Consider the following 26,036-nt stretch of genomic DNA (forward strand, 5'->3'; position numbering starts at 1 on the left):
CACCGAATGTCAATCCGTAATCGGGGAATCCGAAAACTTTTACTCAAGCGCCAAAAGGGGCGCTTCCCTTCCGGGAGCGCCCCTTTTCTGGCAGGTCCTTCTAAAGAATCCGTTTAGAGCGCATTTTCCCTGTCGCTGGGTATCCCGAAAGGGGTGTGCGGCGTTTTCATTGCGGAAAACGCCCATAAATGCCGAAGCCCTACAAGACACCTACAGGGAAAATGCTCTAGACGAGTTCGAGACCGGCGAAGAAGTAGCCGATCTCGAAAGCGGCCGTCTCTTCTGCATCCGATCCGTGGATCGCGTTTTCTTCGATCGAACCGGCGAACTTCTTGCGGATGGTGCCCTCTTCGGCATTTGCCGGGTTGGTGGCTCCCATCAGCTTGCGCAGGTCGGCGATCGCGTTGTCCTTTTCCAGCACCATCGGGATGATGGAGCCAGAGCTCATGAAGTCAGTCAGAGAGCCGAAGAACGGGCGCTCCTTGTGGACGTAGTAGAAGCCCTCGGCCTGTGTCTTCGAAATGGAAATCTTCTTGATGGAAACAATCTTGAACCCGGCCTTCTCGATTTCGGCCAGGATGGCGCCTGCGTACCCCTTACGGACGGCGTCGGGCTTGATGATGCTGAACGTGCGCTGTGACATGAACTGCTCGGGCTCCCTCGCAAATGTGCGATTTTTCTTGGAAATAGTCCTAATCAAGTGTAAAACAAGGTCCGAAAACGCGGCGCACTGCACCTGCGTCTCACTACTATGAGGCCGTGGATGGTGAGCATCTGGTATATCGGTTGCGCAGTATGGCTGGGGAACGCCTGGCTGGCGATCTACAGCGGCTCGCGGCTGCACGCCCTGGTCAGCCTTCTGCTCTCCGCCACCTTCTTTGCGGCAGGCACCTACTACCGCAAGCGCACTCCATAGGGATCTCCTGTTCCCCACCCATCGCGATGTCGCCCCGACCTGCGATGGATGGTCACCAATCTTGAGGCAGAGAGATCCGGGTGCCCCATATCTGCGAAGCAGATGTGGGCATTCGCGCTGTGCGCGAATCGTTTTCCGATAACGGTGGAGATTATCCGCTAAAACAAAAACAGATCGAGCTTCGCTCGATAAATCACCCCAGCGAACAAGTTCGCTGGGGACCCATACTCCCACATCTGCTTCGCAGATATGGGGCACCCGGCATCGCATTGTGTCACAGTGCGGAACCGCACCCATCAGCTAAGATGATCGAAGCCCAAAGAGACCCTAATTTTCCAAGGAGTGTTCATGGACGTCCGCGAGCATCTGAAGCAAGGCATCCACCGTTTTCAGACCGAGATCTACCCTGAGCGTCGCGAGGCTTATCTGGAAGCCGTCAGCAAGCCGCAGGAGCCGCATACGCTCATCATTACCTGCGCGGACTCGCGTATCGATCCGGAGCTGATCACGCAGTCAGGACCGGGCGAGATCTTTGTCACACGCAATATCGGCAATCTTGTGCCTCCTTATGGCGAGATGATTGGCGGCGTCTCCTCTGTGATTGAGTATGCGGTTTCGGCGCTGAAGGTGAAGCACCTGGTTATCTGCGGCCACTCCGATTGCGGCGCCATGAAGGCCCTGCTCAAACCGGATTCGACCGAAAAGATGCCGACCGTTCGCCGTTGGCTGCGCAATGCCGAAGCGGCGCTGAGCGTAACCCGCGAGATTGCTGCGGGACCCGACATGCTCTTCAACCTCACGGAACAGAACGTACTGATGCAGATGACCCACGCAAAGACCCATCCCTCGGTAGCCGGCGCCATGGCGCGCGGCGAACTGACGGTCGGCGGCTGGGTCTATGACATTGCCAAAGGCGACGTCCGTATCTACAACGACCAGAAGAACAAGTTTGAATCGACGGTGGGAGCCGGCGCTTGATCACGATCAATCATCCACCGCTGCGCCAGATGGCGAAGTACGTCGGCCTGCCTCTGGCGCTGCTCTTCGGCTTCGATGTCATTGTGGTGGTGGCCTTCAAGGTCCTGCATCTGCGTTGGATCGCGCAACCGGCGATCCCCCTTAGCCTGCTCGGCTCAGCCATCGGCGTGATCGTCGGCTTCCGCAACAACTCCTCCTATGGACGATGGTGGGAGGCGCGGACGCTCTGGGGCGCGATTGTGAACAACTCCCGCACGCTCGCACGGCAGGCTGTTACCGCCATGCGCCCCACGACTGAAGAGGATGTACAGAACGTGCAGTATCTGCAGCAGCGCATTGTGCTGCTGCAGATCGCATGGGTCAACTGTCTGCGTCAGCAACTGCGTGGTCTGGAACCGTGGTGGGAGTTGAAGGACATTCTTCCCCAGGAAGAGATCATGCTGCTGAAGAACGAGAAGAATGTCGCGCTCGAGATTCAGAAGCGCATCGGCCTGCTGGTCACCGAGGCCTATGAAAATGGCTGGATCAACGAGCGCCAGTGGGCCAACATGGACGACACGCTCAGCCGCCTGTGCGATGCCCAGGGCGGATCAGAGCGCATCAAGAACACGCCCATGCCGCGCCAGTACGACTACTTCCCGCGGATCTTCGTGCATCTCTATTGTTTGTTGCTGCCCCTCGCCATGGTGGGGAACCTGGGTTGGTGGACACCCCTCGGCTCCACCGGTGTGGGCCTCATTTTCCTGGCGCTGAACCAGATCGGAACCGATCTCGAAGACCCCTTCAACAACAGCATCTTCGACATCCCGCTCACAGCCATCTGCCGCACCATCGAGGTGAACCTCCGTCAGATGCTGGCCGAAAAAGAGATCCCAGCCCTGGAACGGCCGATCGACGGGGTGCTTTGGTAAAGCAGAAGCAGTTCATTGGTTGAATAGTTGAATGGTTGAATGGTTGAATTGTTGAATAGTCCTAAACACCATTCAACTATTCAACAATTCAACTAATAGGCGTTATGCACAATATCCATTGAGCTGTGGCCAAGATCGATTGCCACCACTTCACCATCGCGCACCGTGATCACCCGGTCGGCGATCTGGGCAGCTTCAGGATTGTGGGTAATCATCATCACGGTCTGGTTCATCTCCTTCGACGACTGGCGCAGCATAGCCAGCACGGCATCGGAGTTCTTCGTGTCCAGATTGCCGGTCGGCTCATCGGCCAGCACGATGGAGGGCCGCGTGATCAGAGCACGAGCAATGGCAACACGCTGTTGTTCGCCGCCCGAGAGTTCATTCGGACGATGCTCAAGGCGCCCCTTGATATTCAGCATCTCCGAGAGATGATCGAGCAGATGACGATCCATCGGGGCTTTCACTCCCGAGATCTCGTAGGCCAGTTCGATGTTGCCGAGCGCGGAGAGTGTCGGCAGCAGGTTGAACCGCTGAAAGATAAACCCGATATGTGACCGCCGAAGCCTGGTGCGCTCTGAGTCGGAAAGCTGGGCGAAGTCGACTCCATCAATCTTGATGGAGCCATGCGTCGCCTGCGTCAATCCCCCCAGCAGATAGAACAACGTGCTTTTTCCGGATCCGGAAGGTCCCACGATGGCAACGAACTCACCCCGCTCTACTGAGAAGTTCACATTCCGAAGAGCCGGGACTTCCAGTTTGCCAGAGCGGTACGTTTTGCCGAGGTTCTGCGCTTGAATGATGGGCGGCACCTCGGTCAGTGTACAGGCTCCAGGGTGTGCCATCCAACTCCTGCCGTCAGCGCCGGGAGTTGAATGGCACACCCCGGCCTGTGGTGTCAGGCAGCAGGACCGCTGGTAGCAAGCAGCGATTCCAGGCTGATGCCTTGCAGCAGGCTTACCTCGAGACGGAGGTGTACCAGGTCACGAGCCTGCCGGGGACGGACATGGCGCTGCACCGTGCACAGTTCGGCGAGCGCTGACTGTCCAGAGCGTGAAAACTCCAAGCCTGAACGCACTAGTTCGCCGTACAGGTCAATGATGCAATTCAACGGCAGTTCCAGCTCCATACCAAAGGCATGTTCGCTCAATGGTTCTTCCCGCAACAGCTGGCCGCCGCTCTTTCGAATTGCGCGCGCCAGGTTCACCACCAAACGCCCCTGGTCTTCGTATGTGTAGCTATGAATCGCTCGCATGGAAAGCAATTAACCTCTTGCCGGTTCATCGGCCTCCATGGAGAAGTCATCACACCACCGGAGGATGAAATAGTTACTCTTGGTTACCCGATGTCACAATGGAAGGGTGATTCTGGGAATTGGCACGGATATGACAGAGATTGACCGAATACGGGACAGCATCGCCCGATTTGGTGACCGCTTCCTTCACCGGATCTTCACTTCAGGCGAAATCGCCTACTGCCTCCGCAAAAAAGCCTCGGAAGAGAGCTTTGCTGCCCGTTTTGCGGCCAAAGAAGCGGCAGCAAAGGCTCTGGGCACGGGAATCAGCCGCGGCATCAGTTGGCAGGAGATCGAGGTCCGCCGGCAACCGGGCGAGCGGCCCACGATCCATTTCACAGGCCGGGCCGCCGAGCGCGCTGCCGCTATGGGAATCGCCGCAGCCCATCTTTCACTGACGCACACCCGCGGGATGGCGCTTGCCACGGTTATCGTGGAAGGTCCAGGTTGCTGATTTTGAAACCTTTAGCACCTGAGTGGCATCGCATAAAAGGAACCCTGATCCCCGCATGGTCTAATGCTTCCTGAAGCACTAGAAAGACGCGTCGTTATTAAAGGAGAGATATGCCCAGCACCCAGGAAGTGCGTTGGTCGCAGTTAAAAGTCGGCGTGATTGTTTTGATCTCGCTCACGCTGTTGATCGTCCTCATCTTCCTGCTCACCAGTTCCCAGGGTGCCAGCCTCTTCTCCAAAAAGCTCATGGTACGCGTCTACTTCGATAACTCCGCCGGTCTGAAGGTCGGGGCGCCGGTAACCTTGCAGGGCGTAACCATCGGGAATGTGACCGGAGTGCGGGTCGTGGACGATCTCGCACGCAAGCTCATGCCTGTGGAAGCCAGCCTGAGGCTCGACGCCAAGTACCAGTCCCTGCTGCACAAGGACACCACTGCCGCGCTCTCCACCGTCGGCGTTCTCGGCGACACAGTCATCGATCTCAACAGCCAGGTTGCAACCGGACCGCTGTTGCAGGACGGAGATATCCTGAAGACCCTCGATACGCCTAACCTGCAGGATGTCGTCAAATCCAGCCAGGGCACGATCGAGAGCCTGAACGTCATTCTTGCCAAGCTCGACCGCATCGTCGATACCATCGCCAGCGGTAAAGGCGCTATCGGCCAGCTCATCTATGACGACTCGCTCTATGTCAGGGCGAACAAGACCGTCGCCGAGCTGCAGCGTCTGTCGGAGAACCTGAACAACGGACAGGGTTCGATCGGCAAGCTGCTGAAGGATGACGAGGTGTACAACCGCCTCAACTCCACTACGGCAAAGATCGACCACATCGCTTCAGAGCTCGACGCCGGCAAGGGTAGCGCAGGCAAGCTGCTGAAAGACGATGCTCTGTACAACAACCTGAACTCCACCCTGGCGCACGCGAACTCCATCCTCGCTGAAGCGGACGCGGGTAAGGGCGGTCTGGGACTCCTGCTGAAAGACCCCGCCTTTGCGACCAAGCTGAATAACACCGTAACCCGACTGGATGACCTGATCACCGGCATCGATGAAGGCAAGGGAACGGCAGGCAAGTTCGTGAAGGATGACGCGATGTATAACAACCTGAACACCCTGCTGACCAGCTCCAACAGCCTGGTCAATACCATCCGCAGCGACCCGAAGAAGTACCTGACCATCCACTTGCGGGTGTTCTAAAAGGCATCTGCTTGCGGACATTCTGAATGCGTGGAATATTCGGGCCTCGCTCGAATCCGTGGGAGCAGCGGGGTTCCTGGCCACCTTTGCTGGCTGGGGGGTGTTCAGCGGGCATTCGGGCAGGCTTTATAAGCGCTGAAGGCGCGTTCTATACCAGCCTGGGGCAACGCCCCAGGTTTCGAATAGTTAAGAGGTCTGAGGGCTGAAGGCCCGATCTATAATCCTCATGCCAAATGGCTGAAGAAGCCCATCTGAAAAGGAAAGCCCCACTTCTTTGGACCGTAACCGTGGACTAAAGTTCACGGCTCCCACCCGTCGCGCATTAGGGCATTTTCCCTGTTGATGGGTAGCCTGGGAGGAGCGTGCAGCGGCGTTTTCAGTGAGGAAAACGCCCATAAATGCAGAGACCCTGCACTACACCTACAGGAGAAATGCTCTCGCGCGAATCTGCCTTTACTGCAGAGTTATAGAGCGGGCCTTCAGCCCTTTGTCGTTCAATGGTCAACAGACCTGGGGCGTTGCCCCAGGCTGGTATAGAACGCGCCTTCAGCGCTTTATCAGCAGGCTCAAAGCCCATTTTCTTAGGACGTTTGTAAACCAATGGTTGACGCCTTCGGCTCCCACCCATCTCCCACATCGGAACGTCGGTCCACTGCATTCGCGTAGCTGTCTTCCTTCGCTTTTCCCCGGAACCCGCGCCACCACTCAGGCGTATTCTCTAGGAACCAGTTTTTCTAGAGGAGTCCCCATGCGTCTTTCCCTTCTGGCGCCGGCGCTGCTGCTTGGCAGCCTGCCGGCTATCGCGCAGGTTTCTGCCCCCACCGCTGAGCCTAAACAACCTGTCAGCTTCGATCTTTCCGGAATCGACAAGACGGCCGATCCATGCACGGACTTCTATCAGTACGCCTGCGGTAACTGGAAGAAGAACAATCCCATTCCGGCCGACCAGACTCGCTGGGGCCGCTTCAACGAGCTAGCAGAGCGCAACAATTATTTGCTCTATCAGCAGTTGAAAGCTGCAGCCGACTCTCCGAAGACGCCGCTCGCAAAGAAGTATGGCGATTTCTTCGCGGCCTGCATGGACAAGCCGCTGGCCGATAAGCTCGGCTATACCCCTCTCGACGCCCAGTTCAAGGCCATTGCCGCCTTCAACGACCCGAAGAAGTTCGCCACTTTCGTGGGCATGATGGAGGACAAGTACGCGCAGGGCTTCTTCTTCGGTTTCGGCTCCGATCAGGACCAGAAAGACGCCTCAAAGGTCATCGGCGAAGTTGACCAGGCCGGTCTCGGGCTGCCGGACCGCGACTACTATCTGCAGAACGATGAGCGCATGACCAAGATCCGGGAGCAGTACCTGGAGCACATGAAGAAGATGTTCGCGCTCATCGGCGACACGCCCGAGCAGGCCGCCACCGAAGCAAAGGCCGTGCTTGCGGTAGAGACGGAGTTGGCGCAGGGCTCCATGTCACGCGTCGATCGCCGCAATCCGAACAACGTTTACCACATCATGACCATCGCGCAGCTCCAGGATCTGACCCCGGGCTTCGACTGGAAGGTCTACCTGGCCGCCAAGAAGGAGTCGGTGCTCCCGAGCCTGAATGTGGCGACGCCGGACTTCTTCAAGTCCATGAACATGCAGCTCTCCGCCGAGAAGCTCGCCGCGCTGAAGAGCTACATGCGCTGGCATGTGCTGCACCGCTATGCCGCCAATCTTGACGAGTCCATCGCGGCGGAGAACTTCAACTTCTTCGGCGCGACCCTTACCGGTCAGAAGGAACAGACACCGCGCTGGAAGCGCTGCACCTCGATGACCGACCGCGCGCTTGGAGAAGCTGTCGGACAGGACTGGGTGAAGCAGTACTTCCCGCCCTCCTCCAAAGACAGCATGGAGAAGCTGGTCGATGCGCTGGACAAGTCTCTCGGAGACGACATCAAGGGTCTGGACTGGATGAGCGACACGACCAAGGTCGAGGCGCAAAAGAAGCTCGACGCCTTCCGCCGCAAGATCGGCTATCCCGAGAACTGGCGCGACTATTCGAAGCTGGAGACCAAACGGAACGATCTGATCGGCAACCTCGCCCGTTCGGCGGCGTTTACCGATCGCCGCGATCTGGACAAGATCGGTAAGCCCGTCGACGAGCGTGAATGGCTAATGACGCCGCCGACGGTCAACGCCTACTACAACCCGGCGCAGAACGACATCAACTTCCCTGCCGGCATCCTGCAGCCGCCGTTCTTCGACGCGAAGATCGATCCGGCCGTGAACTTCGGCGGAATCGGCGTCGTGATCGGTCACGAGATGACGCACGGCTTCGACGACCAAGGCAGCCAGTTCGATGCACAGGGCAATGTGCGTTCCTGGTGGACCGATGAAGATCGCAAGAAATTCGAGGCCCGCACCGACTGCGAGGTCAAAGAGTATGACGGCTTCGAGGTCGCTTCCGGACAGAACCTGAACGGCAAACTGACGCTGGGCGAGAACACGGCTGACAACGGCGGCCTGCGGATTGCGTATGCCGCGCTGATGAGCGTTCTGGCGCAGCAGGGCAGCGATGCGGGGTCAAAGCAGGTCGACGGCTACACGCCCCAGCAGCGTTACTTCATCGGTTTTGCCCAGGTATGGTGTGAAAACACCCGCGAAGCGACTGCTCGCCTGCGGGCAAAGACCGACCCGCACTCCAGCGGCCAGTGGCGCGTCAACGGCAGCGTCCAGAACTTTGAGGAATTCGGAAAGGCATTCGGGTGCAGAAAGGGTCAGCCCATGGTGCCAGTCAATGCCTGTCGCGTCTGGTAGCTTGCCTGAAACAACAAAAGCCCGGCTAACGCCGGGCTTTTTCTTTCCGTCAAACGAGCCACTCCCGGTGGCACAAAGTCTCCTCACCCTTTTACAATGGAGCGAGGAAAAGAACCCACAGATTGGACGGCCTGAACGGCAGCACACTCCGCCGGTAGGCTCTTGAGGTAAAAGGAAGCGCATGAAGTTGAGTCTGTCTGGCCGGCTAACGCTGGCTTGTGTAGTGTCACTGGCACTGATCAGCGGTATGACCGCCTGCGGCGGTGGCACCGTAGGTTTTATGTGGGTTCTGGGCACGCAGTATAACCAGGTTGACGGTTTCAAGATCGATAACTTCACCGGAAACCTGACGAAGGTCGTGCACGCCCCGTTTAGCTCCGGTGGTACCAATCCGGTCTCCATCGTGGTTCGCCCCGGTGGACGTTGGGTCTACGTCGTGAATAAGGGCGTTGCCCCGACCTACGACAAGTATGGCGCGCCGGTGCCCAACTCGGGTACAGCCGGTACCATCTCGATCTATTCCGTTGGAGGAGACGGCGTACTGAGCTATCAGCTCAGCCAGTCGAGCCAGGGAACGAACCCCATCTGGGCGCAGATGGATTCGTCTGGAAACTACCTCTACGTCCTCGATGCTCTCTCCAACCAGAACGACAGCAGCCAGTATGTGGTCAGCTCGACGAATGCGAATCCGGTAGGCGCTATCACGGTATTCAGCATTGCCGCCGACACGGGCCGTCTTACCCTGATACAGAACCAGCAGACGAAGTGCACGACAAGCGCCTGCAATGGCCAGCAGCTTACCTACTTCCCGGTCGGCAAGAATCCGACGATGATGAAGTTCTTCTCCTCGGGTTACCTCTTCACGCTGAACGCCGGCGACTCGACGTCAATTGGTCCCAGCATCACCACCTACCAGCAGAACAGCACGAACGGTCAGCTCACCCTGGTTGCCAACAGCACGACGCAGCTCGCCGCCGCCGGTACGAACATCTCCTCCATTACCAGCAACGGCACCTACGTCTACCTGACCGACGTCACCAATAACCAGATCTATGCCTACACGGTCAGCAGCGGAGCCTTGCAGCCGGTCACCGGCAGCCCCTTCGCCAACCTGTCGCCGGCAACCACGCCGGTCTGGACGCTGGTCGATAACAAGGGCAAGTTCCTCTACGTCCTGAACCAGGGCACCTCGAACGTGCAGAACGTCTCCAGCACCATCTCGGCCTTCACCATCGACACGCAGGGCCGTCTGGCCCGCCTGGCCGATACCAGCAACCCGTATCCGGTAGGCTCTGGTCCGGTCTGCATGCTGCAGGATCCGTCGAACCAGTATGTGTACACGTCGAACCGTAACGACTCCACGGTTTCGGGCTTTATCATCAACCAGAACACAGGCCAGTTGTCAGGTCTTACCCGCGGTTCGACGTTCCCGACCGTTGGTAATCCGACCTGCCTCGTCGCTAGCGGCAACGTGAGGTAATCGATCTGGCCATGCAGAATATTTCTTCTTACAGCACGCAATTTCAGGAAGGGCAGGACGGGAGCTCCAACGGCTCCCGGAAGATGGGAAAACGCATGAAGTGGAGTAAGTTCGGCCGCAACGCGCTGGCCACTGTCGTATCTCTAGGCATGGGCCTGGGCATCACCGCCTGCAGCCGCGACTACGTCGTCGCGTTCCTTTACGTTGCCTCTTCCGGATCAAGCACGGGCCTCATCAATGCCTACGAGGTCGACTATCAGGTCGGCGCTCTGGTGCAGATGGCGACCTCGCCGGTCGACACCGGCTTCCGCAACCCGGTCGCCATCAGCGCTACGTCGAACGGTAAGTTCGTCTATGTCGTACACCGTGACGACTCCAAGATCGTGGAGTACGCGGTTGGTACAGACGGTAAGCTCTACGGACAGAACTCCTATGACGCTGTCGGCGGAACCTATCCGGTGGCGTTGAGCGTTACGCCCGACAACAAGTTCGTCTATGTCCTGAACACCTACCAGAGCGGCTTCTCGCCGGCCAGCGTTGGCCCGGGCAGCATCTCGGTCTTCAAGATCGCTTCGGATACGGATGGTTCGCTCACGGCGCAGCCCTCGCTGACCGTCAAGATCGGTTTCAACCCGGTCGGTGTTGTGAGCAGCACGTATAACAACTTCGTCTACGTCGTAGAGCAGGACTCCAATGCGGGCAGCAAGAATCTGCTCGGCTTCTCGCACGACGCAAACGGAGCACTTACGACACTCGCCGGCACGACACTGGGCGCCGGCACCGCTACCTCCTTCACCTCCGGCTACTACTCCGGTGTGACGGCAAGCGCCGTGGTGGAAGATCCGCGCTCCCGCTTCCTGTACGTGACGGATCGTGACTCCAGCCAGGTGATCGGCTATACGCTGGGTTCCACCGGCATACCGGCCCTGATCTCCTCCAGCCCCTGGTCCACGGGCCTGCGTCCTCTGGCGGCCACGGTCGATCCTCGCGGTTTCTATCTGTACGTCGCCAACTACAGCGCCAATAACGTCTCGGCCTTCGTCATCGACCAGGCGACCGGCGCTCTGACCGGATCGGCAGCCTCCAGCTCCACCTCGGTTGGCACCGGCCCCCAGAGCATCACCGTCGAGCCGGCTCTGGGCAAGTACATGTTCACGGCGAACTTCCTCGACAACACCACCAGCGGCCTGCAACTGGACTCGCATAACGGCAGCCTGAAGAGCATTCAGAACACTCCGTTCGCAACCTCCAGCCGCCCGAGCGCAGCGGTCGCTGTCGCCAACGGCGCGCATGCCACACAGACAGTGAACCCGTAAGAACGAAATAAGTCATACACAAAGGCCCCGCCAAGTGCGGGGCCTTTGCTTTTGCATTGGGATAAGAGCTTGGGGAATCGCAGCTATCCCCGATAGGTAAGAAGCGCTGAAGGCGCGCTCTATATCAGCCTGGGGCAACGCCCCAGGTTTAGGCACCCACAAGTGGTTAAAGGGCTGAAGGCCCGCTCTATATAAGGATCTTCAATCAGGCGTATCGTTCATCGGATGCAATTCCGTATCTCGTGAGGAAGGCGGGAGTTTGTAGCATTACGACGATTGGGGATTATGGATCGGGCCTTCAGCCCTCACACCACTTCGCTATTCGTCTCCTGGGGCGTTGCCCCAGGCTGGTATAGAACGCGCCTTTCCACTCCAACGAACTTGTTCGTTGGGGACCCCGCCTTCAGCGCTTTGATCGATGGTCAATCCGTCGCGGACTTTGACGTGCGGCTCCCGTCGCCCAAACCCAACACCCTACGCAGCCGCCGTCTTCTTCGCCCCGAACGTCGCCAGCACCCACTTACGTGCCGGATTCTCATAAAAGACATACAGCAGATAGGAGAACGCCCACAGCAGTACATACGATGCCCACGGGTCGATAGCTGTGTAGTGCAGCTTCTCCGCGAGGTGGTAATCGCGCATCATCTGCAGGCCGTTGAAGTGCAGCAGGTAGATGCAGAGCGTCGCTTCACCGATCATCACAAACGGCTTCCAGCCGAAGAACGAAGCAACGGGATTCCTTCCGCTCACGCCCAGGATCAGCATCGCGAACAGAGGCGTCAGCAGCCCACCATGCATCAGGATGTAAGGCGTGTGATCGGCGGCGAGATATAGAAAGCCCAGGATGCCGGCTACCGCGGCAAATGCCAGAACAGCACGAACCTTCTCGGTCATCTCGCGCACTCCGTGCAGGCGGCCCAGGACAATACCGACAAGAAACGTGCAGACATACGGTAGCGGCGTGAACTTCAGTCCGCGCAGGTAGTAGCCGTACGAGTAACGGTCAAGATGAGGCAGACCATCCGGATTCGCCAGCATGTAAATACCGTGCGGAATAAGACCGAGGATCCAGATGCCAAAACCGAGAGTGACCAGGTTCCTTGCCCTCTCCGGCCAGCGCCACCGCATGACAAACGGGAAGATGACGTAGAGAAATGCCTCGGTCGAAAGCGTCCAGGCCACGGTATTCCAGAACGTGGCAAGCCATGGACTCCATCCCTGCAGCAGGAGCGGCGTCATAATGGCGCCCCGGAAGAACTCTCCCCGGGTGCGAACATGGAACTCTTCCATCAGTACCGGGATCGAAATCACCAGCGAGATCAGGTAGACGGGATACAGCCGCGCGACGCGGGCAAGATAGAAATCCTTCACCTTGAGGGTGCCGATGCGGTCGCCGTAGTTGTAGCTCAGGATGAAACCGGAGATCAGCAGGAAGAACCCGACGAAGACAAAGCCATGCCCCACGATCGGGGTGATCCACTCAATGTGCGGCGGCGTGAAGTGGAAGAGCATGATGTTCGCCGCCAGAAACGTACGTACTCCCGTCAACGCAGGAAGCGCAGGTTTGCGGGTGGTACGCGGAGCAGCCGGGGTTGCCGCGGCGGCGGGGGTAGAGATGGTTTCAGTCACAGCCAATGTTGGTTAAGACGTCATTTCTGCCGCTGGAGTTCCGGGAAATCCAGCGCAGCGCCGACTATTACGGCCGCCGGCGTGGCGAGGGTAAGCGTCAGCAGATACCAGACCGGCTGTGGCCCCCCCTGCAGCTTGAAGAAGGCATTGACGCTGAATCCAAATAGAATTGCGGCAATCACACCCGCGTGCAGGATCGGTTTATATGGCGCGATGATCCCGGCGACAAATCCGCCGACCATCGCCGCAATCAGCCGGACGGCAATATTGGCGACCAGGTAGCCGGAGGTCTCCGCCTTTCCGGCGAAGACGAGCCGCACCAGGCTGCCTTCCAGGGACAGTACGATATTGAGCGCCAGAAAGCCCACCATCACGCTCATCACGCTGCGTAGCGCTGGGGGCATAACTCTAAGCTGTCACCATCGATCCGAGGGTCTCACCCTTTACCACGCGCATGATGTTGCCTTCCTCACGCATGGAAAAGATGATCATCGGCATACTGTTGTCTTTGCACAATGATACGGCGGTCGCATCCATCACCTTCAAACCCAGCTTCAGGATCTCCATGTAGGTAATGGTCTGGAACTTCACCGCATCGGGAACCTTCTTGGGGTCGGCCGTATAGATGCCGTCCACGGAGGTCGCCTTCAGCAGGACATCTGCCTTGATCTCCATGGCGCGCAACGCCGCTGCCGTATCCGTAGAGAAGTACGGATTGCCGGTGCCGGCGCCAAAGATCACGACACGTCCCTTCTCCAGGTGACGGATGGCGCGGCGGCGAATGTATGGCTCGGCAACCTCATGCATCGCGATCGCAGACATCACTCGAGTCGCTATTCCCTGCTTCTCAATCGCGTCCTGCAGCGCAATGGCGTTGATCACCGTCGAGAGCATTCCCATATGGTCCGCTGCAACGCGGTCCATATCGATGGCCTGCTCGGCGACGCCGCGGAAGAAGTTTCCACCGCCCACCACGATCGCTACCTGGGCGCCACTCCGAGCTACCTGGGCGATCTCTTCCGCTACCTTGTGAATGAAAATTGCGTCAATTCCGAAGCCACGGCCAGCCGCCAGGGCTTCCCCACTCACCTTGAGGAGAACGCGTTTAAACATGCTCCTCTGAGTATCGCATACCGGAATCGCCCTCCATGGCTGTTGTGGAGTTCCCTTGGATTTGGACGCACTCATCTCGTTCGCGCATCGCGCGAATGTCTTGCTTAAGGACACGGCTTCAGCCGTGTCGTATCAAGTGCTGAAAGGGAGCGGCTTTTAGCCGCTGAGGGCGTTGCCTTGGAAAAGCAGATTTCTCCGCTGCGCTCCGAAATGGCAAACAAAAGTACCCACCCCAACCATCCTGACATGACAACTCAGCGACTGGATTGGCGGCGGCTTCAAACCGGAATCGTTTCCCGTCGAAGCGGTCAACCGTCTTCTCTTACCAACGCGCCGTCGAAGCACCCCCGCACGTTGATTCGCAATCCCCTTCGTTGCGAAAAGAAAAACGCCACGGATTCTCCGTGGCGTTTCTCTGGGCTGAAAATCCGGTTTATGCCTTGGCGGCGAGCTCGCCCTCTTCGGCCTGAACCTTCTTGACCTGATCTGCGATCCAGGCGTAGGTCTTCTCCAGACCAATACGCAGCGGCTGGCTGGGTTCCCACTGCAGCTTCTCGCGGATCAGGTGATTGTCGGAGTTACGTCCACGGRCGCCGAGGGGACCGGGGACATTCTTGATCGCCAGCGGCTTCCCGGCGATGTCCATCACAAGCTTCGCGAGCTGGTTGATGCTCACCATCTCTTCTGAACCGATATTCAGCGGTCCCTCGAACGGGCCTTCCATCATGCGGCGAATTGCCTCAACGCACTCATCGACGTAGAGGAACGAGCGGGTCTGCTTGCCGTCTCCCCACACTTCGATCGCGCCACCCTCGGGAGTCGTAGCTACCTTACGGCACATTGCGGCAGGCGACTTCTCGCGGCCACCGCGCCAGGTGCCTTCAGGCCCGAAGATGTTATGGAAGCGGGCCACACGAATGTGCAGACCGTAGTTGCGCATGTAGGAGAGGTACAAGCGCTCCGAGAAGAGCTTCTCCCATCCGTACTCCGAGTCAGGAGCCGCGGGATAGGCGGAGTCTTCCGAGCACTTCGGATTATCAGGATCTTCCTGGTTGTAGGCCGGGTAGATGCAGGCGGAGGAGGAGTAGAAGAAACGCTTCACACCAGCCTCGCGGCCATACTCGACCATGTTCAGGTTGATAGTCGCTGAGTTATGCATCACATTGGCATCGTGCTCGCCGGTGAAGATGTAACCGGCGCCGCCCATGTCGGCTGCAAGCTGATAGACATCTTCGATACCGTCGACAACGGCCTTGACCACCTGCGGATCGCGCAGGTCGGCCTGGATGAACTCGTCTGCCGAGGACTCGGTGAACTCGTGCCTTTTGATATCCACGCCCCGAACCCAATAGCCTTCAGACTTCAGTCTGCGAACCAGGTGGCCGCCGATAAACCCGCCGGCGCCGCCGACAAGCACTTTCTTTTGTGACATTCTGTCCCCTTGGTTGGAAAGGTTAGCAATCTTTGCTGCGGATGCACGCGCTCTTAATCTCATCATAGCGGAAACCGGTGCGGGGCCGGAACGAAAGTAATCACCGTCGTGTTAAAGGAAAGAGTTGAGGTTAAAAGCAAAATGCCCACTCCGAAGAGTGGGCATTTTCAAGAATATGCCGGCGATGACCTAATCTCCCACACAGTTTCCCGTGCAGTACCATCGGCTCGACAAGGCTTAACTTCCGTGTTCGGGATGGGAACGGGTGTGACCCTTGCGATATGCTCACCGGCAAATTGTCGAAGTCGCTCGCGCGATACTTCACAACTGAATAGATTGAGTTTGCTACTTTTGATAACTACAGGGCTTGTGTTGAATATCTCTGACAACAACTACTCTGTGCAGAGTAAATTCTATGGACAAGCCGAACGGGCGATTAGTACTGGTAAGCTACACACATTACTGTGCTTCAACCTCCAGCCTATCAACCAGGTGGTCTTCCTGGGCCCTTCATTTCCCTTTTGGGTTGGGAGATCTCATCTTGAGGCATGCTTCCCGCTTATATGCATTCAGCGGTTATCATAACCGAACTTCGCTACCCAGCCGTGCCTTTGGCAAGACAACTGGAACACAAGAGGTTCGTCCATCCCGGTCCTCTCGTACTAAGGACAGGCCCCCTCAAATCTCCTACGCCCACAGCAGATAGAGACCGAACTGTCTCGCGACGTTCTGAACCCAGCTCACGTACCGCTTTAATAGGCGAACAGCCTAACCCTTGGAACCTTCTACAGCTCCAGGATGCGATGAGCCGACATCGAGGTGCCAAACCATTGCGTCGATATGAACTCTTGGCAATGATCAGCCTGTTATCCCCGGCGTACCTTTTATCCGTTGAGCGATGGCCCTTCCATACAGAACCACCGGATCACTAAGGCCTGCTTTCGCATCTGCTCGACTTGTAGGTCTCGCAGTTAACCACACTTATGCCTTTGCACTCGACGGTCGATTTCCAAACGACCTGAGTGTAGCTTCGCGCGCCTCCGTTACAATTTAGGAGGCGACCGCCCCAGTCAAACTACCCGTCTTACAGTGTCCCTCTCCCGGATCACGGGAGTAGGTTAGGATCACAACAATCGCAGGGTGGTATCTCACCGTTGGCTCCTCCGAGACCGAAATCCCGGAATCAAAGCCTCCCACCTATCCTGCGCAGCAATTGCCGTAACCCACTGTAAAAGTATAGTAAAGGTGCACGGGGTCTTTTCGTCTAGCTGCGGGTAACCGGCATCTTCACCGGTACTACAAGTTCGCCGAGCAACTCGTTAAGACAGTCGTACGATCGTTACTCCATTCGTGCAGGTCGGAACTTACCCGACAAGGAATTTCGCTACCTTAGGACCGTTATAGTTACGGCCGCCGTTCACTGGGGCTTCAGTTCAAAGCTTCGAGTTACCTCTAACCTCTCCCTTTAACCTTCCAGCACCGGGCAGGAGTCAGCCCCTATACGTCGTTTTAGACTTTGCAGAGACCTGTGTTTTTGTTAAACAGTCGCCGTACGCGTTTCACTGCGGCCCACCAGAGGTGGGCGACCCTTCTCCCGAAGTTACGGGTCTAATTTGCCGAGTTCCTTAACAAGCCTTCACTCGAGCGCCTTTGGATATTCTCCTCGTCTACCTGTGTCGGTTTGGGGTACGGTTCCCAATCTCTCTCCTTAGAGGTTTTTCTTGGCAGCGTGGAATCAGCAGCTTACACCCATGCGGGCTTGCTTTGTGCCTCACTGTTAAGACCTGACGGATTTGCCTATCAGATCCAGCTTACGCACATCGACCGCCATAGCCATATGACGACCTGCTTATCCTTCTGCGTCACCCCATCGTAATAACGAGATATTGGGAGGTCCGGAATATTAACCGGATGTCCATCGCTTACGCCTCTCGGCCTCAGCTTAGGGACCGCCTAACCCTGAGCGGATTAACCTTCCTCAGGAAACCTTAGACTTTCGGCGTCAACGGTTCTCACGTTGATTATCGCTACTTATGCCGGCAGGGTCTCTTCTCAACGCTCCATCAGTCTTCTCAGTCTGACTTCATCGCTGTGAGAATGCTCTCCTACCACGCACACAAAGTGTGCATCCGCTGCTTCGGTATACAGTTTTAGCCCCGTTGTATTGTCGGCACCGGACCGCTTGACCAGTGAGCTATTACGCTTTCTTTAAAGGATGGCTGCTTCTAAGCCAACCTCCTGGCTGTCTGAGCGTTCCGACTTCCTTTCCCACTTAACTGTAATTTGGGGACCTTAGCAGGCGGTCTGGACTGTTTTCCTCTCGACTGTGAAGCTTAGCCCCCACAGTCTGACTCCCGGACTGGTTGTCATTGGCATTCGAAGTTTGGCTGGATTCGGTAAGCCGGAAAGCCCCCTAGTCCAATCATGTCTCTACCACCAACGCAAATCATCCGAGGCTAGCCCTAAAGCTATTTCGGAGAGAACGAGCTATCACGGAATTTGATTAGCCTTTCACCCCTACCCTCAGCTCATCCGAGCTTTTTTCAACAAACACCGGTTCGGTCCTCCAATGGGTGTTACCCCATCTTCAACCTGGCCAAGGGTAGATCATCCCGCTTCGCGTCTATTCCTGCCAACTTAATCGCCCTATTCAGACTCGCTTTCGCTGCGGCTCGCTCACGCTTAACCTTGCTGACAAGAATAACTAGCCGGCTCATTATGCAATAGGCACGCGGTCAGACATTCCCTTACGGGCATAGTCCTCCCACTGCTTGTAGGCACACGGTTTCAGGTACTTTTCACTCCCCTCACTGGGGTGCTTTTCGCCTTTCCCTCACGGTACTGGTTCACTATCGGTCAGAAACGAGTATTTAGCCTTACGGAATGGTCTCCGTGGATTCAAGCAGGGTTTCACGTGCCCCGCCTTACTCAGGTACCTGCTTCGAGTCTGGACTCATTTCGTCTACGCGCCTGTCACGCTCTATGGATCCACTTTCCAGAGGATTCGACTATAAGCCAGATTGGTAACTCTACTGTTGCAGGCCCTACAACCCCCGTTGCACCTTAATGCGACGGGTTTGGGCTGTTCCGATTTCGCTCGCCACTACTATCGGAATCGAGGTTTCTTTCTTCTCCTGGAGGTACTGAGATGGTTCACTTCCCTCCGTTCGCTTATCTCCGCCTATGAATTCAGCGGGATATAACTGGGTTTTGCCCAGCTGGGTTTCCCCATTCGGAAATCTCCGGATATAACGCCTGTGTGCGGCTCCCCGAAGCTTATCGCAGCTTGCCACGTCCTTCATCGCCTGTTTCTGCCAAGGCATCCACCGTGCGCCCTTAGTAGCTTGACCATAGAATTTACTCACACACAGAATGTGCGAGCGTCCAACTCTATGTTGTTGTCCGCCTTCGCTAGCGCGACTCGCTCTCAGAAACTACCTGATCGCTATCGCCTAGCTGAATTATTCTAAAGACACTCAACACTGATTATTGTCAGCCGCATAAGGAAACAACCCTTACCGCTGACAGCTCAGCCTTGTAGTTATTTAATTTACCCAATCTATTCAGTTGTCAAACATCACTCGAGCAACCTTATTGCTGCTCACCGACCTTGGCCGGCTTGAGTGTTGCTTCTACTCAAGGTTCAAGCTCTGACTTACCAGTCAGGACTTCAACCTCGGTTAGAGGCAACGTTTTTCAGTATACCGCACTTAGCGGGATCGTCAAACCACATCGAGAGTGTTGGTGGAGCTGAGCGGGATCGAACCGCTGACCCCCTGCTTGCAAAGCAGGTGCTCTCCCAGCTGAGCTACAGCCCCATGGACAAACCATATTGCCGAGCCTGGCTGCTTTCTACCTGAGAATGGTGGGCCTGGGTAGATTCGAACTACCGACCTCACCCTTATCAGGGGTGCGCTCTAGCCAACTGAGCTACAGGCCCTTTGGTAGAGCTTCCAGAAGCTCTCTCGAAAAGTTTTTCGAGGACACAGTTGAACGTGCGGACCAGCTAAGCCAGTCCTGACCATCGATATCGATGACAAGCAAGCCAAAAGAAGGCTTGATTCAGAATTCCATCACTCCTGCAGGTAAGTCAGGCGATGGTTGACATGGTCACCATAACCGCTCGATCCGAAGATCGTCCGCATTCCGCGGAGCGCGTTTATGTGCCATGACGTTTCTCTTTTAGAAAGGAGGTGATCCAGCCGCAGGTTCTCCTACGGCTACCTTGTTACGACTTCACCCCAATCATGAATTACACCTTGGGCGGCTGCTCCCTTGCGGTTAGCTCACCGACTTCTAGTGCAACCCACTTTCGTGATGTGACGGGCGGTGTGTACAAGGCCCGGGAACGTATTCACCGCAGCGTTCTGATCTGCGATTACTAGCGATTCCAGCTTCATGAAGTCGAGTTGCAGACTTCAATCCGAACTGAGGCCGGCTTTATCCGATTGGCTCCCCCTCACGGGTTCGCGACGGTTTGTACCGGCCATTGTAGCACGTGTGTAGCCCTGGACATAAAGGCCATGAGGACTTGACGTCATCCCCACCTTCCTCCCCGTTATCCGAGGCGGTTTCGCCAGAGTGCTCAACTAAATGGTAGCAACTGGAGATAAGGGTTGCGCTCGTTGCGGGACTTAACCCAACATCTCACGACACGAGCTGACGACAGCCATGCAGCACCTATATAGAGGCCTATTGCTAGGCGCCGATGTTTCTACCGGATTCCTCTACATTTCGAGCCCAGGTAAGGTTCTTCGCGTTGCGTCGAATTAAACCACATGCTCCACCGCTTGTGCGGGCCCCCGTCAATTCCTTTGAGTTTCAGCCTTGCGACCGTACTCCCCAGGCGGATTGCTTATCGCGTTAGCTTCGGCACGACGGGATTGGGTACCCGACACACCAAGCAATCATCGTTTAGGGCTAGGACTACCAGGGTATCTAATCCTGTTTGCTCCCCTAGCTTTCGCGCCTCAGCGTCAGTTATGGTCCAGTGAGCCGCTTTCGCCACAGGTGTTCCTTCCGATATCTACGCATTTCACCGCTACACCGGAAATTCCACTCACCTCTCCCATACTCAAGCCCGGCAGTTTCCAGTGCAGACTTCGAGTTGAGCCCGAAGATTTCACACTAGACTTGCCAAACCGCCTACGCGCCCTTTACGCCCAATAATTCCGAACAACGCTTGCCCCCCTCGTATTACCGCGGCTGCTGGCACGAAGTTAGCCGGGGCTTCTTCTTCCGGTACCGTCATAATCGTCCCGATCGAAAGGAGTTTACGTCCCAAGAGACTTCATCCTCCACGCGGCGTTGCTGCGTCAGGGTTTCCCCCATTGCGCAAAATTCCCCACTGCTGCCTCCCGTAGGAGTCTGGACCGTGTTTCAGTTCCAGTGTGTCCGTGCGCCCTCTCAGGCCGGATACAGATCATCGCCTTGGTGGGCCATTACCCCGCCAACTAGCTAATCTGCCGCGACCCCCTCTCCAAGCGCATTACTGCTTTGACTCGTAAGTGTTATGCGGTATTAGCCTCGGTTTCCCGAAGTTATTCCCCACTCGGAGGTAGGTTAGTCACGTGTTACTCACCCGTACGCCACTTTACTCAGGTATTGCTACCCTTTCTCGTGCGACTTGCATGTGTTAGGCACGCCGCCAGCGTTGATTCTGAGCCAGGATCAAACTCTCGTTTGAAACCTGTTGGCAGTCCACAGGACGGAGGTCCGTGGATCCTGCCCGCCCACCAAGGCTCGAAAACCTGGTGGGCCATTACCTTGTGAGATTGACCAAGCCAAAGCTTGCATCTTCTCACGACTGGCACGTTCAACTATGTTGTCAAAGATCCGTAACGGACAACCGCCTTGGCGGGCCGTTTGGATCAAGGACTCAGGCGCATAATGCTGCCATGTGTCCTCGAACTTGGTGCGCTGTTTTTGTCCGGGTGGTACGACTTCCACTTACCCGCTGGCTTCGATCCTTGATCTCAACCGCCGGTTCGCTTCGTCGTCGCTTTCGACTTGCGCCAACTTTTCTAAGGTATCGAACTTTCGCTCGCTTGTCAACCTCTTTCGTTGCTTTTCTCTTCTTGCCTTATCTGCTGTCGGTCCGTTTGGCCGATCGAGCCCCGCGGGCACAGATCTTGCAATCTCAAGAGAGCAACTCGTACTACTTAGAGTTTGACGTATCCACTTAGAGTGGCGTCATCACAGCACAGAAACTCAAATATCGCTTCAGTCGACAGGCGACCGCGGCCTCTAGGGCCCTTTTGATTTCAATTTGCAGTGGCTTGGGTTTGACTGGGGGCGGGGCATTTACCCATCGCTCTGTCCCAAATACAAACGCTTGGACTGCGGGTCGAAGTATCTGATCTTCCAGATTCTCCCAGTTTTCACCAGGGCGGCCTTACCTTCAGGCTCGCGTTTTCAACCTCAGCGTTGCTAGCTGTTCGCTGCAACGTTTTTGAATGTAACCCGTTGATGAACGGAAAGCAAGCTTAACGCTGTTGAAAATTGAGTCTTGATGTTGAAAACCATTTACTACCCTCCTGTATTCAACAACTTATAAAAGTTAAGGTTGCACCGCTTATGGTGCAACCTTTGTATGCTGAAAATACCGGCGGCAGAATTCGCCCGCGACATTAGTCCATTTTGGGCGCCTTCTCGTACTCCCCTGATTTCTTCCAGGCGCCCGCCTTCACCTCTTCCGCCTTCAATGCCCTCTCCTTCATGGCGATGTCGTGCATCCTGCGGAACGCATCGGTGGTACGCACCTGCTTATCCCGGGGCGGAAGAGTCGCAATCTCAGCGCTCACATACTCGGTCCGGTTGCCGGGATTGGGGTGATCGCTCAGAAACTGAGCCCCGCCCTCGCCATACTTCGCCTGGATAATCTCAAAGAACTGCGGCATGCCGCGCGGATCGTATCCCGCGTCGTACAGAATATGCGTGCCCATCAGGTCAGCCTGCTTTTCGGCATCGCGCCCCATGCGCAGGAAGTCCAGCCCCGCCGCCGTGCCAATCCCCTGCGCAGCCAGATCTCCGAGAGAACCTCCAATGGTTGCCGCCGCGGCGATCTGCCCCAGGCCGTACCAGATGCTCCGCTTCTGCTGCTTGGTGATGTTGCAGGTGGAGTGGCGCATGACCACATGGGAGAGTTCATGGCCCATCACGCCCGCCAGCTGCGCCTCGCTCTCGGCGGCCTGAATCGTCGCCAGGTTCACAAAGACCGAACCTCCAGGCAACGCAAACGCATTGATCTCATCGCTGGCGACGACGTGGAAGTTGTACCTCCAGGGGTATCCGGGAGCGTAGTTCACCAGCTTCTCTCCTAATTGGCGTACGTAGACCGCGACCGGGTCGGAATCCTTCAGAACCGGCATTGCGTCGTAGACCTTCGCCGCGACCTGCTCTCCCTGCTTCTGCTCATCCGGCTCCGTGAAGGCGTTCTTGCACACCGGAAGTTGGATTTGCGTCGCCTCGCACCGGGCTGCCGCCGCCATCGCTATCACTACCAGCCATCGTGTCAGTTGCTTTTTCATGACCGTCTCCATACCTGCCGGCTCCGTGCGGAGATTGTATTGAATCCCGGACGAAACGGGAAAACGCGCGAAAAACGCCACTTTTGCGGGCTATAATCTAACCCTTACCTCGCAACCGCGAGGCTTGGAGCGACGTACCATGCCAATTACGCCCACCCAGAACATCTGGCACAACGGACAGCTCATCCCCTGGGAGAAAGCCACCATCCACGTCATGTCTCACGTGGTGCACTATGGCTCTTCCGTATTCGAGGGGATCCGCGCCTACACCCAGGGCAGCTCCGCCGGCGTCTTCCGCCTGCCGGAGCACATGCAGCGCCTGATCGACTCGGCCAAGATCTATCGCATGCCGCTGCCCTACACTGTCGACCAGCTATGCGCCGCTGTTGTTGATGTCGTAGAGGCCAACGGCGTTGCTCCCTGCTACATCCGTCCGATCGCCTTCCGCGGCTACGGCGAGATTGGCGTCAACCCCACCAAGTCGCCGGTCGAGATCTATATCGCCAATTTCCCCTGGGGCAAGTACATCACCGCCAGCGAAGGCGCCGATGTCTGTATCTCCTCCTGGTCGCGCCTGGCGCCCAACACGATGCCATCGCTGGCCAAGGCCGGCGCCAACTACATGAACTCGCAGCTCATCAACATGGAGGCCAAGGCCAACGGCTACGTGGAAGGCATCGCGCTGGACCGCAACGGCTACCTCTCCGAGGGCTCGGGCGAGAACCTCTTCCTCATCCGCAACGGCGTCATCTACACCTCGCCGCTAGCGAACTCGGTGCTGTCGGGCATCACCCGCGACTCCATCATGACGATTGCCAAGCACCTGGGCATTCCGGTGGTGGAACAGTCGCTGCCCCGCGAGCTGATCTATATCGCAGATGAGGCCTTCTTCACCGGCACAGCTGCTGAAGTCACCCACCTGCGCTCAGTCGACCAGATCATGATCGCCGACGGCAAGATGGGCCCCATCACCACCGCCATTCACGACGAGTTCTTCGCGCTGGTCAACGGCCTGCAGCCCGATCGCTACAACTGGCTCACGCCGGTGAATGTGAAGGCCAGCGAAGCAGCTTCGGTCTAAACAACTTCTGATGCAAGCAAGAGAGAGGCGGCCTGATGGCCGCCTCTTCTGTTTCTACCTGATGTGCCGAAAGGTCGATGGAGCCCATGCACCGGTGCCCCATGTCCGGGGTCCCCAACGAACTTGTTCGTTGGGGTGGTGTCCCTCGGGGACATGGGCCCGGCCTTTCTTTCTCCCAATCATCGATTCTCCGATTCTGGCAAACAGAATTCTCGTCATATAGAAACGAAGATCCGCCGAAGTTTCGTGAAACTCATTCTTCAGTGTGCAGTAAGAATTGACCCGCCTGGGACAGGAGAGCCGGGCCCACGTCCCTAAGGGGACATGGGGCACCCGGTGCATGGGCTAGAGCATTTCTCCTGTTGCTGGGTAGCCCGGAAGTGGAGTGCAGCGGCGTTTTCATTATGGAAAACGCCCATAGATAACGAATCCCTACACTACACCGACAGGAGAAATGCTCTAGCTCGAAGAGATCGACACAATCCCGCGAAGATTACTTCATTACATGTTTGAGCGGGACTTCACTTACGCCCTCGACCGTCATCTGCACCGGAACGATGTTCCCCTCCGCATCGAAATGCATCGCATCGATCGCCATCACGCGCTGATTGGCGTCAGTCGTACCCAGCGGATGCCGGTGATAGACGATGAACCACTCGTCCTTCCCCGGGAGCTGCAGCACCGAGTGATGCCCCGGTCCAGTCGCGATCTTCGGATCGGTCTGCAGAATCTTGCCCGCGCGCTCGAATGGTCCCGTAGGACTTTTGCTCTTTGCATACGCGACGCCGTAGGTGGAGTTGCCCCAGTCGCCCTCAGACCACATGAAGTAATACTCGCCGTTGCGCTTGATCACGAACGGTCCCTCGACGTAGTGCTCCGGCGTAATCTCCTTAAACATCGTTCCATCCTTCATCGGAATCACACGCTTGAGATCACGCGAGAGACGCGCCACATTGCAATGGCCCTGCCCGCCGTAGTACAGGTACACCGATCCATCGTCGTCCTGGTAGACAAACGGATCGATCGGCTGTGCGCCATTCTGGAACTCACCGATCAGCGGCTTCCCAAGCAAATCGACAAACGGCCCCTCCGGGTGATTGCTGACGGCAACACCAATGCCGCCCGGAGTTCCGCGGCCATCCTTCTGAATGTCGTTCGCGGCGAAGAACAGATAGTACTTTCCATCCAGATGAATTGCGGTCGGCGCCCAGATGGAATAAGCCGCCCACGGAATATTCTGGGCATCCAGCACACCGGTGTGCTTCGTCCAATGCACCAGGTCGGGCGACGAGAAGGCATCCAGCGAAGTCTGCGCACGATACTGTGGGTGCACCACCGGTCCCTTCCGCAGCTTCTGTTGTTGCGAGTTAAAGCTCGCCTCATCACGCGGCTTCAGATTGGGATCTGAAGATGTGGGATAGATCCAGTACTGCCCGGCAAAAATACGAATCTCAGGATCGGCATACCAGCCTTCTTTCGCGAGGTTCGTCGAGGCCTGCGGCCAGACGTGACTTACAGCCAACAGCATGACAACGAGCAGAACCAGACGTCCGGCACGAGAGACCAGCATCCACACATCTCCGAAAGAAAGATCGCGGCTCATGCAGCGGCATAAGCACATCTGCATTCTATGCAGCGCATTGTGCCGGCCGGTGGGACATACGCCCTAATGATGGTTGGGTGAATACGCCGTGTGGTCGGCAGGGGCAAGAGGAGGGTTTGCAGCATAAAGCATCGCAAGCAAATCATGAGCGACGCAAGCGTTCTCAAGCTGACGATCGAGAACCGGTTCACTGTGAACTCAGCCCCTCCACGATAGGACGCAGGGAGCCGTCCAGGAGGGGTTAACCACTCCCCAACACTATGAACTAACTGGTAATCTTTGTGGCGAAGGACTGGCGAAACTCCGCCGA

Annotated in this window: 18 protein-coding genes, 2 tRNA genes and 3 rRNA genes; 9 read left to right on the forward strand and 14 right to left on the reverse strand. The window is 56.9% G+C overall.

Annotated features, from left to right (window positions below):
• Positions 1–226 precede the first annotated feature (226 nt).
• Positions 227–643 (reverse strand): nucleoside-diphosphate kinase, encoded by a 417-nt coding sequence (gene ndk, locus AB4Y89_RS21745; protein ID WP_147650104.1) that lies wholly within the window; start codon positions 641–643, stop codon positions 227–229.
• A 120-nt stretch (positions 644–763) separates the two neighbouring features.
• Here ndk and AB4Y89_RS21750 point away from each other — a divergent pair, with 120 nt between their 5' ends.
• From AB4Y89_RS21750 to AB4Y89_RS21760, 3 genes are all read left to right on the forward strand, one after another.
• The gene (locus AB4Y89_RS21750) at positions 764–916 is read left to right on the forward strand and encodes a hypothetical protein (RefSeq protein ID WP_442303046.1); all 153 of its coding nucleotides are present in this window, start codon (positions 764–766) and stop codon (positions 914–916) included.
• 348 nt (positions 917–1,264) lie between these two features.
• Positions 1,265–1,894, forward strand: a complete 630-nt coding sequence (locus AB4Y89_RS21755; protein ID WP_442303047.1) for a carbonic anhydrase — start codon at positions 1,265–1,267, stop codon at positions 1,892–1,894.
• Positions 1,891–2,805, forward strand: coding sequence for a bestrophin family protein (locus AB4Y89_RS21760; RefSeq protein WP_442303048.1), 915 nt, complete (start codon positions 1,891–1,893; stop codon positions 2,803–2,805). Before AB4Y89_RS21755 ends, AB4Y89_RS21760 begins: the two co-directional genes overlap by 4 nt.
• A gap of 92 nt (positions 2,806–2,897) precedes the next feature.
• Here the strand turns inward: AB4Y89_RS21760 and AB4Y89_RS21765 are convergent, their stop codons facing one another.
• On the reverse strand, positions 2,898–3,650 hold the full coding sequence (locus tag AB4Y89_RS21765) for an ABC transporter ATP-binding protein (protein WP_442303049.1): 753 nt from the start codon (positions 3,648–3,650) through the stop codon (positions 2,898–2,900).
• A gap of 53 nt (positions 3,651–3,703) precedes the next feature.
• Positions 3,704–4,060, reverse strand: a complete 357-nt coding sequence (locus AB4Y89_RS21770) for a hypothetical protein (protein ID WP_263415337.1) — start codon at positions 4,058–4,060, stop codon at positions 3,704–3,706.
• Between the two features lie 106 nt (positions 4,061–4,166).
• Here AB4Y89_RS21770 and acpS point away from each other — a divergent pair, with 106 nt between their 5' ends.
• The 5 genes from acpS to AB4Y89_RS21795 all read left to right on the forward strand — a co-directional run bounded on the left by acpS (position 4,167) and on the right by AB4Y89_RS21795 (position 11,339).
• Positions 4,167–4,553, forward strand: a complete 387-nt coding sequence (gene acpS, locus AB4Y89_RS21775) for a holo-ACP synthase (RefSeq protein ID WP_442303050.1) — start codon at positions 4,167–4,169, stop codon at positions 4,551–4,553.
• A gap of 110 nt (positions 4,554–4,663) precedes the next feature.
• Positions 4,664–5,749, forward strand: a complete 1,086-nt coding sequence (locus tag AB4Y89_RS21780) for an MlaD family protein (RefSeq protein WP_442303051.1) — start codon at positions 4,664–4,666, stop codon at positions 5,747–5,749.
• A gap of 748 nt (positions 5,750–6,497) precedes the next feature.
• Complete coding sequence (locus AB4Y89_RS21785; protein WP_442303052.1) at positions 6,498–8,543, forward strand: M13 family metallopeptidase; 2,046 nt, start codon at positions 6,498–6,500, stop codon at positions 8,541–8,543.
• 181 nt (positions 8,544–8,724) lie between these two features.
• Positions 8,725–10,023 (forward strand): lactonase family protein, encoded by a 1,299-nt coding sequence (locus tag AB4Y89_RS21790; protein WP_442303053.1) that lies wholly within the window; start codon positions 8,725–8,727, stop codon positions 10,021–10,023.
• Between the two features lie 95 nt (positions 10,024–10,118).
• On the forward strand, positions 10,119–11,339 hold the full coding sequence (locus AB4Y89_RS21795; RefSeq protein WP_442303054.1) for a lactonase family protein: 1,221 nt from the start codon (positions 10,119–10,121) through the stop codon (positions 11,337–11,339).
• A gap of 474 nt (positions 11,340–11,813) precedes the next feature.
• On the opposite strand, the gene AB4Y89_RS21800 is transcribed toward AB4Y89_RS21795, so the two are convergent.
• The 10 genes from AB4Y89_RS21800 to AB4Y89_RS21845 form a co-directional block, all read right to left on the reverse strand.
• Complete coding sequence (locus AB4Y89_RS21800) at positions 11,814–12,968, reverse strand: acyltransferase family protein (protein WP_442303069.1); 1,155 nt, start codon at positions 12,966–12,968, stop codon at positions 11,814–11,816.
• Between the two features lie 20 nt (positions 12,969–12,988).
• Positions 12,989–13,372 (reverse strand): hypothetical protein, encoded by a 384-nt coding sequence (locus AB4Y89_RS21805; protein ID WP_442303055.1) that lies wholly within the window; start codon positions 13,370–13,372, stop codon positions 12,989–12,991.
• Positions 13,373–13,376: 4 nt separating this feature from the next.
• The gene (pyrH, locus tag AB4Y89_RS21810; RefSeq protein WP_442303056.1) at positions 13,377–14,081 is read right to left on the reverse strand and encodes a UMP kinase; all 705 of its coding nucleotides are present in this window, start codon (positions 14,079–14,081) and stop codon (positions 13,377–13,379) included.
• 433 nt (positions 14,082–14,514) lie between these two features.
• Positions 14,515–15,513 (reverse strand): NAD-dependent epimerase/dehydratase family protein, encoded by a 999-nt coding sequence (locus AB4Y89_RS21815; RefSeq protein ID WP_442303057.1) that lies wholly within the window; start codon positions 15,511–15,513, stop codon positions 14,515–14,517.
• Positions 15,514–15,689: 176 nt separating this feature from the next.
• Positions 15,690–15,806: ribosomal RNA gene (rrf, locus tag AB4Y89_RS21820) — 5S ribosomal RNA — on the reverse strand.
• A gap of 122 nt (positions 15,807–15,928) precedes the next feature.
• Positions 15,929–18,863 (reverse strand): 23S ribosomal RNA (locus AB4Y89_RS21825).
• Between the two features lie 392 nt (positions 18,864–19,255).
• Positions 19,256–19,331 (reverse strand) — tRNA-Ala (locus tag AB4Y89_RS21830).
• A 45-nt stretch (positions 19,332–19,376) separates the two neighbouring features.
• Positions 19,377–19,453, reverse strand: a tRNA-Ile gene (locus AB4Y89_RS21835).
• Positions 19,454–19,699: 246 nt separating this feature from the next.
• Positions 19,700–21,199: ribosomal RNA gene (locus AB4Y89_RS21840) — 16S ribosomal RNA — on the reverse strand.
• Together the 16S, 23S and 5S rRNA genes with 2 tRNA genes alongside form the textbook arrangement of a ribosomal RNA operon.
• A 943-nt stretch (positions 21,200–22,142) precedes the next feature.
• The gene (locus AB4Y89_RS21845) at positions 22,143–23,042 is read right to left on the reverse strand and encodes a M48 family metalloprotease (protein ID WP_442303058.1); all 900 of its coding nucleotides are present in this window, start codon (positions 23,040–23,042) and stop codon (positions 22,143–22,145) included.
• A gap of 139 nt (positions 23,043–23,181) precedes the next feature.
• On the opposite strand from AB4Y89_RS21845, the gene AB4Y89_RS21850 reads away from it, so the two are divergent.
• On the forward strand, positions 23,182–24,123 hold the full coding sequence (locus tag AB4Y89_RS21850; RefSeq protein ID WP_442303059.1) for a branched-chain amino acid transaminase: 942 nt from the start codon (positions 23,182–23,184) through the stop codon (positions 24,121–24,123).
• Between the two features lie 493 nt (positions 24,124–24,616).
• Here AB4Y89_RS21850 and AB4Y89_RS21855 read toward each other — a convergent pair whose 3' ends face one another.
• Positions 24,617–25,693 (reverse strand): glycoside hydrolase family 43 protein, encoded by a 1,077-nt coding sequence (locus AB4Y89_RS21855; RefSeq protein ID WP_442303060.1) that lies wholly within the window; start codon positions 25,691–25,693, stop codon positions 24,617–24,619.
• Positions 25,694–26,036 lie beyond the last annotated feature (343 nt).

It is taken from the genome of Terriglobus sp. 2YAB30_2, from assembly GCF_052114765.1.
Taxonomy (GTDB): domain Bacteria; phylum Acidobacteriota; class Terriglobia; order Terriglobales; family Acidobacteriaceae; genus Terriglobus.

Coding starts and splice junctions, on each gene's coding strand:
- AB4Y89_RS21795 (WP_442303054.1), top strand. CDS start 10,119: ATGAAGTGGAGTAAGTTCGGCCGCAACGCGCTGGCCACTGTCGTATCT.
- AB4Y89_RS21850 (WP_442303059.1), top strand. CDS start 23,182: ATGCCAATTACGCCCACCCAGAACATCTGGCACAACGGACAGCTCATC.
- AB4Y89_RS21765 (WP_442303049.1), bottom strand. CDS start 3,650: ATGGCACACCCTGGAGCCTGTACACTGACCGAGGTGCCGCCCATCATT.
- AB4Y89_RS21855 (WP_442303060.1), bottom strand. CDS start 25,693: ATGCTGGTCTCTCGTGCCGGACGTCTGGTTCTGCTCGTTGTCATGCTG.
- AB4Y89_RS21805 (WP_442303055.1), bottom strand. CDS start 13,372: ATGCCCCCAGCGCTACGCAGCGTGATGAGCGTGATGGTGGGCTTTCTG.
- AB4Y89_RS21770 (WP_263415337.1), bottom strand. CDS start 4,060: ATGCGAGCGATTCATAGCTACACATACGAAGACCAGGGGCGTTTGGTG.
- ndk (WP_147650104.1), bottom strand. CDS start 643: ATGTCACAGCGCACGTTCAGCATCATCAAGCCCGACGCCGTCCGTAAG.
- AB4Y89_RS21790 (WP_442303053.1), top strand. CDS start 8,725: ATGAAGTTGAGTCTGTCTGGCCGGCTAACGCTGGCTTGTGTAGTGTCA.
- pyrH (WP_442303056.1), bottom strand. CDS start 14,081: ATGTTTAAACGCGTTCTCCTCAAGGTGAGTGGGGAAGCCCTGGCGGCT.
- AB4Y89_RS21845 (WP_442303058.1), bottom strand. CDS start 23,042: ATGAAAAAGCAACTGACACGATGGCTGGTAGTGATAGCGATGGCGGCG.
- AB4Y89_RS21750 (WP_442303046.1), top strand. CDS start 764: ATGGTGAGCATCTGGTATATCGGTTGCGCAGTATGGCTGGGGAACGCC.
- AB4Y89_RS21755 (WP_442303047.1), top strand. CDS start 1,265: ATGGACGTCCGCGAGCATCTGAAGCAAGGCATCCACCGTTTTCAGACC.
- AB4Y89_RS21780 (WP_442303051.1), top strand. CDS start 4,664: ATGCCCAGCACCCAGGAAGTGCGTTGGTCGCAGTTAAAAGTCGGCGTG.
- AB4Y89_RS21785 (WP_442303052.1), top strand. CDS start 6,498: ATGCGTCTTTCCCTTCTGGCGCCGGCGCTGCTGCTTGGCAGCCTGCCG.